General features: G+C 70.6%; 8 protein-coding genes. 5 read left to right on the top strand and 3 right to left on the bottom strand.

Annotated features, from left to right (window positions below; translation table 11 throughout):
• Positions 1–1,807 (bottom strand): DNA translocase FtsK (locus E1J50_RS24830; protein ID WP_132256760.1); only part of this gene is annotated, 1,807 nt, incomplete at its 3' end.
• Between the two features lie 186 nt (positions 1,808–1,993).
• Here E1J50_RS24830 and mtnA point away from each other — a divergent pair.
• The 5 genes from mtnA (at position 1,994) to E1J50_RS24805 (ending at position 6,336) form a co-directional block, all read left to right on the top strand.
• Positions 1,994–3,091: an S-methyl-5-thioribose-1-phosphate isomerase gene (mtnA, locus tag E1J50_RS24825; RefSeq protein ID WP_132256757.1), complete on the top strand. Its 1,098-nt coding sequence runs from the start codon at positions 1,994–1,996 to the stop codon at positions 3,089–3,091.
• A gap of 72 nt (positions 3,092–3,163) precedes the next feature.
• Positions 3,164–3,775, top strand: coding sequence for a hypothetical protein (locus tag E1J50_RS24820; protein ID WP_165937971.1), 612 nt, complete (start codon positions 3,164–3,166; stop codon positions 3,773–3,775).
• Positions 3,775–4,008, top strand: coding sequence for a helix-turn-helix domain-containing protein (locus E1J50_RS24815; RefSeq protein ID WP_132256755.1), 234 nt, complete (start codon positions 3,775–3,777; stop codon positions 4,006–4,008). The genes E1J50_RS24820 and E1J50_RS24815 overlap by 1 nt, the downstream gene beginning before the upstream one ends.
• A gap of 72 nt (positions 4,009–4,080) precedes the next feature.
• Positions 4,081–5,358 carry a peptide-binding protein gene (locus E1J50_RS24810; protein WP_132256753.1) on the top strand — a complete coding sequence of 426 codons (1,278 nt, stop codon included), beginning with the start codon at positions 4,081–4,083 and terminating at the stop codon, positions 5,356–5,358.
• Positions 5,359–5,463: 105 nt separating this feature from the next.
• Positions 5,464–6,336 carry a carotenoid biosynthesis protein gene (locus E1J50_RS24805; RefSeq protein WP_132256751.1) on the top strand — a complete coding sequence of 291 codons (873 nt, stop codon included), beginning with the start codon at positions 5,464–5,466 and terminating at the stop codon, positions 6,334–6,336.
• Here E1J50_RS24805 and E1J50_RS24800 read toward each other — a convergent pair.
• Together E1J50_RS24800 and ychF are read right to left on the bottom strand one after the other, a co-directional pair.
• Positions 6,302–7,291: a MaoC family dehydratase gene (locus E1J50_RS24800; protein ID WP_132256749.1), complete on the bottom strand. Its 990-nt coding sequence runs from the start codon at positions 7,289–7,291 to the stop codon at positions 6,302–6,304. The two genes, E1J50_RS24805 and E1J50_RS24800, sit on opposite strands and share 35 nt — an antisense overlap.
• A 7-nt stretch (positions 7,292–7,298) precedes the next feature.
• The coding region (gene ychF / locus E1J50_RS24795) for a redox-regulated ATPase YchF (RefSeq protein ID WP_132256747.1) at positions 7,299–8,129 on the bottom strand (831 nt) is incomplete at its 5' end.

The raw sequence follows: 8,129 nt of genomic DNA, 5'->3' as shown, positions 1-8,129 counted from the left end.
CGATCTTGGACATCTTCTTGTAGCGCTCCTCCATCTCGCGCACGGCCCATTTGAGGGCGATGACCGCCTTCTTCGGGTCGGTGACGACGGGGGAGAGCAGGTGCGGGATGCCGTCGTAGACGGAGAGTTCCAGCATCTTGGGATCGACCATGATCAGGCGGCACTCCTCCGGCTTGAGCCGGTAGAGCAGGCTGAGGATCATGGTGTTGATGGCCACCGACTTGCCCGAGCCGGTGGTGCCGGCCACGAGCAGGTGCGGCATGCGGGCGAGGTCCGCGATGATCGGCTCGCCGCCGATGTTCTTGCCCAGGCACAGCGCGAGCTTGTGCTTCGTCTCCGCGAAATCCGCGGAGGCGAGCAACTCGCGCAGGTACACGGTCTCGCGCCTGACGTTCGGCAATTCGATCCCGATCGCGTTGCGGCCGGGCACGACGGCGACGCGGGCGGAGACGGCGGACATCGAGCGCGCGATGTCGTCGGCGAGCGAGATCACGCGGCTCGACTTGGTGCCGGGGGCGGGCTCCAGCTCGTAGAGGGTGACGACGGGACCCGGCCGCACGGCCAGGATGTCGCCTCGCACCCCGAAATCGCCGAGGGTGGCTTCGAGCAGCGTCGCGTTCTGCTCCAGCGCGTCCGCCGAGACGAGGCTCGCCGCCGAGGGCCCGCGCGGTTCGGCGAGAAGTTCGAGGGCGGGATGGTCGTAATCCTGCGGATCCGGCGCCGGGAGCGGCCGCCGGGCCGGGATCGGGGCCGCGTGCGGCGCCGAGACCCGCGAGCGCTGAGCCTCCTCCGGGGCGGCGGCAGCGCGCGCGACGGGCCGGTCGTCGGCCTCCTCGTCGAGGTCGTCGTGCAGCGGCTCGCTCGGCGGAGCCGGCCGCCGGGCCGGCCGCGGCTCGTCGTCGAAGACGGGTTCGCGGCGGCTCGCCGCGGGGGCTGCCGGTGCGTGGGCGGCCCAGGGCGCTTCCTCGGCCTCGAAGGCGCGGCGGGCGGCGAGGTTCGGCGAGGCGCCCGCATAGGCGAGCCCGTCCGCGCTGTCCCGCCCGGTCCGCCACGCGTCGAGGCGGGCGCCGAGCGCCGCCCGGCCCTGCATGACGGCCTGGGCCACGGCGCCGAGGGAGACGATGCCGAGGCTCGGCTCGTCCGAATCGTGGCGCCCGTCCGTCCGGCCGGGCAGCGCGCGGCGGGCGGGCTCGCGGGCGGCGAGGTAGGGCACGTCGTCCTCGTCGTCCTCCTCGAGACCCGCCCCGGCGCGGCAGGCCCCCGTGAGGCTGAGGATGGCGATGCCGGCGAAGACGAAGCCGACGAGGGCCGCGGCCGGACCGGAGATCGCGCCGACGATCGTGCGCGCGGCCGACATCAAGGCGTCGCCGGTGACGCCGCCGAGGCCGGTCGGAAGCGGCCAGCGGGCGGTCGGCGGCAGGGCGCTCGCCACCGCGCTCGCGGCGCAGAAGCCGATGATCCAGAGGGCGATCCGCAGGCCGCCCTTCGGCAGGTCGCGGCTGCGCATCAGGCGCAGGCCCCAGAGGGCGGGCGGCAGCGCGAAGGCGAGCGCGCCGAGGCCGAGGAGCTGCATGGCGAGGTCGGAGACCACGGCGCCCGCCGCGCCGAGGACGTTGTGTGCGCGCTGGTCGGTGGCGTGGTTGAGGCTCGGGTCGTCGATCGACCACGTCGCCAGCGCCACGGTCAGGGCGACGGCCGCCCCGAACAGCAGGAAGCCGCCGAGCTCCGTCATGCGCCGCGCCAGGAACGGCCGCAGCGTGTCGACGAAGGTGTCGTAGGGCGATGCGGAGCGGCGAAGCGAGCGCATGCGGGACCGGGCACAGAGAGGGAACGCTGCCGTGACGCTACGGCCATTCCGTTAACGGCCATTTAAGGTTGAAGAAGCCTCACCGCGTGCGGGTTCAAGGGCTTATGGCCGTTACGTTTCTGCCGCCCTCGGTGCCACGATCCGGAGCGGGTGCATTCGCGCGCGGGATATGCGAGACCGTGCCCCATGAAGATCGACGGCAAGCCCTATCGCACCATCTGGCCCGCCCGGGACGGCGTCAGCGTCGAGGTGATCGACCAGACCCGCCTGCCCTTCGCCTTCGAGGTGCGGCGCCTCGCGACCCTCGCGGAGGCGGCGGATGCGATTCGCGTCATGGTGGTGCGGGGCGCTCCCCTGATCGGCGTCACCGCGGCCTACGGGCTCGCGCTCGCCATGCGCGAGGATGCCTCGAACGAGGGGCTCGACCGGGCGGTGGAGGCGCTCGCGGCGACGCGGCCCACCGCGATCAACCTGCGCTGGGCCCTCGACCGGGTCTCGGCCCATCTCCGCCCGATCCCGGCGCCCGAGCGCTTCGCCCACGCCTTCGCCGAGGCTGGGCGCATCGCCGAGGAGGACGTCGCGAGCTGCCACGCCATCGGCCGGCACGGGGCCCGGATCCTCGCCGACGCGGCCGCCGCCAGGGGGCGGCCGATCAACGTGCTGACCCATTGCAATGCGGGCTGGCTCGCCACCGTCGATTGGGGCACGGCGCTCGCGCCGATCTACGTGGCGCATGACCAGGGCGTGCCGCTCCACGTCTACGTGGACGAGACGCGCCCGCGGAACCAGGGCGCGGCGCTCACGGCCTTCGAGCTCAACGCGCACGGCGTACCCCACACCGTCATCGCCGACAACGCGGGCGGCCACCTGATGCAGCATGGCGTCATCGATGTCTGCATCGTCGGCTCGGACCGGACGACGGCCACCGGCGACGTCTGCAACAAGATCGGCACCTACCTGAAGGCGCTCGCGGCCCACGACAACCGCGTGCCCTTCTACGCGGCGCTCCCCTTCTCCACGATCGACTGGACGCTCGCCGACGGCGTCGCCGAGATCCCGATCGAGGAGCGCGACGGGCGCGAGGTGACCCACCTGACCGGCCGCCTGCCCGATGGCGGCTTCGCCACGGTCGAGGTTGTCTCGCCCGGCAGCCCCGTGGCGAACCCGGCCTTCGACGTGACCCCCTCCCGCCTCGTCACCGGCATCATCACCGAGCGCGGCGTGGCGGAGCCGAGCGCGGACGGGCTGCTCGCCCTCTATCCGGAGCGGCGGCGGGCTGCGTGATCCCCTTTCCATAATTATCGTTTGACAGATATTAATTGCGAATTATGACTGGGCGCATCGGAGGATCGCCCGATGTCGAATGTCGTTGCCCTGCCTCCCGTCCCGAAGCCGCCGGAACCGGCACCGGGGTCGAGCCAGCATCCTTCATTGCGCATCCTTGCCTGCCGCGTGGGCTACCTGATCCATGGCCTGCTCGCGGCCGGCTCGGTCCTCTTCGGCGCGATTTTCGTCCTCGGTCTCGTCTTCGACGGTGCGCTTCTCTGGCTCGCGCCGGATGCAGCTTATCTCGGCCTGCGTCCGGACGGTGTGGACGGGTTGGTATCCTTCGGCTCGCTTCCCTGGCCGACCCGCCTCGCCTATGCGGCGAGCTTCATTCTGAGCAAGGGGCCGATCCTGCTCGTCCTCGCCGAGATGCGCCGCTGGCTCTCGAACCTCGCGGCCGGCCTCGCCTTTGCCCCGTCCGATGCGCGACGCCTGCGCCGCATGGCCCTGTGGCTCGCGGCTTACGCCGGCGGGCCGCTTCTCGGACACGCCCTCGTCAGGATCGCCGGCAACGGGGTTGATCTCGCGTGGTTTCAGGGTGCGCTGATCCCTGCGCTCGTCCTCGCCGCCGTGCTGGTCGTGGTGGCGGAGTTGCTGCGTGTCGGCCACGCGATCGAGCAGGACCGGAACGGATTCGTCTGATGCCGATCATCGTCCGTCTCGATGTGATGCTGGCCCGGCGCAAGCGCCGCTCGAAGGACCTCGCCCACGCAGTCGGCATCACGGAAGCGAACCTGTCGCTTCTGAAGTCCGGCAAGGTGCAAGGCGTGCGCTTCGCCACGCTGGAGGCGATCTGCCGTGAACTCGGCTGCCAGCCGGGCGACCTCCTGGAATATGTCCCCGAAGCCGACAACGACCTGCGCCGGGCGGGCTGACCCGAGCAGCCCTGCACCGAGACGCTCGCGACCCGGCCGTCATTCCCGGCCGGGACAGGAGATCCGTGTCCGATGCCCCTCGCCTCCCCCGTTCCTCGGCGTGCTCTGCATGTCCTCTGCCTGGTCGCCTGTGCCGGGGCGAGCGGATGCAACGCGCCCGCGTCGGATGCCGGCCGCGTCGAAATCGGCTGGGCCGTCAATGCGGGGCATGGCGTGACCCTGCCGATGCGGCGCGCCTCCGGCCGCTGGCTCGTGGAGCTTGCCGTAACCCGGCCCGATGGAAGTGAGCGCAGCGTCCCTGTCTGGCTCAATATGGGGGCTGCCGCACCGATTCTGTCGGAGGGCCTCTATCGTGAACTCGGGATCGGCGAGGGCCGCGATTTCCGGTTTCGCATGGGACCGCTGACCGTCACGGTCGAGGGACGCACGATCGTGGACGGGGCGGGCCGCCTCGACGGCCGAGACCTTCTCGACCTGCTGTTCGCACCGCGGCAGGTCGAGGCCGTGCTGCCGGCCGGCGTCCTGCGCGCGTTCCGCGTCGTGCTCGACCCGCGCGCGGCCACGGTCACGCTGGCGCCGCCGGCAGGTCCGCGCCCGGAGGGCGTTCCGGTGCCGATCCATGTCGCTCCGACCTCCGGAGTCGCTGTCGTGGAGGCGCGGGTCGATGGTGCGGCCGTGCCTCTCGTCCTGGATGTCGGCTCTCCGTACACGTGGATGAGGGGCCGGACGGTGGCCGATTGGCTCAAGCGCCATCCGGATTGGTATCGCGCCGAAGGTGCGGTCGGGCGCAGCAACCTTGCCATGGCGGATCTCCCCCTCGAACGCGAGGGGACGCTCGTGCGCCTGCCCGAACTGGGCCTCGGGCCGCTTCGCCTGACCGGCATAGGGGTGCTCGGGACCGGCGCCCTCGGAGGGCGGTTCACGGAAGCCGCTCTGGGCGAAGTCTTCTGGGATGCATGGCAGGGCGGGGTCGGTCAGACTGTGGCGGGTTGGCTCGGAAACAACGTCCTCGACGACTTCCGGATCACCCTCGATTACGCCGCCGGCCTGAGTCACTGGCAGCGCCAACGCCCGACCGATCCCTACGACCTCGATGCTGCCGGCCTCTCCCTCGTCCGCCACGGCTCCGGCTATGCCGTGGGCGCCGTCGCGTCACGGCACGGCATCCCCCTCGTCGCCTCGATCGCCAGAGGGGACCGTCTGCTTCGGGTCGATGGCCGTCCGGTCGAGGGGATGGCTCCCGATGCCGTTCTCGGCGCATTGGCGGGACGACCCGGCACGCCGCGCGTCCTCGATATCGATCGGGACGGAACGCCCATGCAAGTTCTGACGAGAGCAGACTCGTATTGAGTCTGCCGACAACGGATCCTAGGGATCATCGAAGCTGATTCCGTTGATCAACCTTCGATTGCAGTGACCATGATATCACATTCGTGGCGGGCTGCGCGGGTCGGAATGCTCTTTCTGCTGCTGGCGTGCGTCGTGTATCAGGGCGGCAGAACCGACGCGTTCGCGCAGGTCTTGGCGGCTGTCTCGATCGCCGTCCTGGCGGGGCATGCGGTCGTCACGCTCGGCGTCGCGAGCGCTGCCGCTTTCGGCGCGATCTGCTGCGGCATCACCTTCTCCATCGAGAATCTGGGCGTGGCGACAGGATTCCCCTTCGGCCGCTACGCTTTCCGAGTCGGCGAGGGTCTGGCGCATGTCGGCGCGATCCCGGTCATTGTCGGGCCGCTGTATTTCGGAATCGGCTATCCGGCTTGGATCATCGCCTGCGTGCTGCTCGACTCGGATGTCGCTGCCCCCCGTGATCGCCCGACGCTGGTGGCCGCGCCCCTCGTCGCGGCCTTCACGATCACGCAATGGGATGTCGTGATGGATCCAGCCAGCTCCACGATCGGCAAGGCGTGGATCTGGTTCGAGGGTGGCGGCTATTTCGGCGTTCCGTTGTCGAACTTCCTCGGGTGGTTCCTCACCACGTGGCTGTTCTTCCAGAGCTTCGCGCTGTTCGCCTACGCCCGGCGCGATCGCCTGCCCGCAAAGGCCGCCGGACGGAAGCGTCTCACGGTGCCGATCCTCTTCTACGTCGCCGCCGCCCTCTGCCACCTGCCCCCGATGCTCGATCCCGACCGAGTGGTGGCGGACGGAGCGGGTCGCTCATGGTCCTCTGCCGACATCCGGGAGAGTGCGGCAATCCTCGCCCTCTTCACCATGCTCCCGACCGCGCTCCTGGCCTTGATCAAGCTCTGGGCGATCAGGCGCTCCGCGCCGGGTGACCATCACGATCCGATCCGAGTCACGGCGCCCATTGCCAGAACACCGTCCCCGTGAAGGCGAAGACCTCCGTCCCGTGCTGGTTGCGGGCGGTGCTGCGCATCGTGGCGAGGCCCCAGCCGGGCCGGCTCTCGGAGGCGCGCTTCTCGGTGAGCGTCGCGGCGTAGGAGAGCGTATCGCCCGCGTAGACGGGGGCGAGCCAGCGCAGATCGCGGAAGCCCGGCGAGGGGCCGAGCATCGGAACCGGACCCCGCTCCGCCGTGAAGCGGGCATCGCGGGCGCGGGTCGCGATCGTGCGCTTCATCCACACCGCCGCCGTGTGCCAGCCCGAGGCGCAGAGGCCGCCGAAATGGGTCTGCCGCGCGGCCTCCGCGTCGAGGTGGAAGGCCTGCGGGTCGTGGGCGCGGGCGAAGGCCGTAATGGCATCCGCCGTGAAGACGTGGGGGCCGAGCGCGCGGGTGGCGCCGATCTCGGCATCGCGCAGGAAGGGCAGGATTTCCGCGTCCTCCGGCTCTTCGACGGGCCGAGGCTCCGCGAGCGCGACGGCGCGCGGCGGCAGGGGCTCGGCGCCGCGCCGCGCGAAGATCACCGTGAAGCCCTGGACCATCACGGTCTCGTCGCGCTGGTTCAGGACCTGCATGGAGAAACGCACGAAGCCCCGGTCCGGCCGCGAGCCGGAGCGCCGGCAATCCTCGACCCGCACGACGATCCGGATCGCGTCGCCCGGCAGGACGGGCTTGACCCAGCCGAGCTCGTTGATGCCGGGCGAGCCCATCGAGGTGGCGCCGCGGAAGACGTGGGCCTGCAGGAGCCGCATGCCGAGGCCGGCCGTGTGCCAGCCCGACGCGATCAGCGTGCCGACGAAGCTGCGCTTGGCTGCCGCCTCGTCCACGTGGAAGGGCTGCGCGTCGAATTCGCGGGCGAAGGCCACGATCTCCTCGCGGCTGACCGCGAGGGGCGGGCTCTCGATGACCTGGCCCGGCGCGAAGTCCTCGAAGTGGATCCCGGCCATGACCCGCTCAGTTGGCGAAGCGGAAATGCAGCACGTCGCCGTCCTGCACGACGTATTCCTTGCCCTCGAGCCGGAGCTTGCCGGCGTCCCGCGCGCCGGCCTCGCCCTTCAGCGCGGTGTAATCGGCGAAGGCGATGGTCTCGGCGCGGATGAAGCCCTTCTCGAAATCCGAGTGGATCACGCCCGCCGCCGCCGGGGCCCGGGTGCCCTTCGTGATCGTCCAGGCCCGGGCCTCCTTCGGGCCCGCCGTGAAGTAGGTGATCAGGCCGAGGAGGTCGTAGCCCGCCCCGATCACCCGGTTAAGGCCGGGCTCGGCGAGGCCGACAGCCTCCAGGAACTCCGCTTGGTCGGCCTGCGGCATCACCGCGATCTCGCTCTCGATCTTGGCCGAGACGACCACGGCGACGGCGCCTTCCGCCCTGGCGCGGGCCATCACGGCGTCGGAATGGGCATTGCCCTTGTCGGCGTCGCCCTCGTCCACGTTGCAGACGTAGAGGACGGGCTTGGCCGTCATCAGGCCGAGCTGCTGGAACAGGCGCTCCTCCTCGGCCTTGCGCTCGACGAGGCGGGCCGGCTTGCCGTCGCGGAGAAGGGGCAATGTCCGGTTGACGAGGTCGAGGAACTCCTTCGCCTCCTTGTCGGAGCCCTTGGCCTTCTTCTCCAGCGCCACGACGCGCTTCTCCAGACTGTCGAGATCGGCCAGCATCAGCTCGGTCTCGATCGTCTCGATGTCGGCCGCCGGGTCGACCTTCCCCTCGACGTGGGTGACGTCGCCGTCCTCGAAGCAGCGCACCACGTGGGCGATGGCGTCGACCTCGCGGATATTGGCGAGGAACTG

Origin of the sequence: Methylobacterium segetis (genome assembly GCF_004348265.1) — a bacterium.
In the GTDB taxonomy this organism is placed as follows: Bacteria; Pseudomonadota; Alphaproteobacteria; order Rhizobiales; family Beijerinckiaceae; genus Methylobacterium; species Methylobacterium segetis.
Note: the sequence above shows the minus strand (reverse complement) of the source record. Positions and strands in the feature narration are given on the sequence as shown.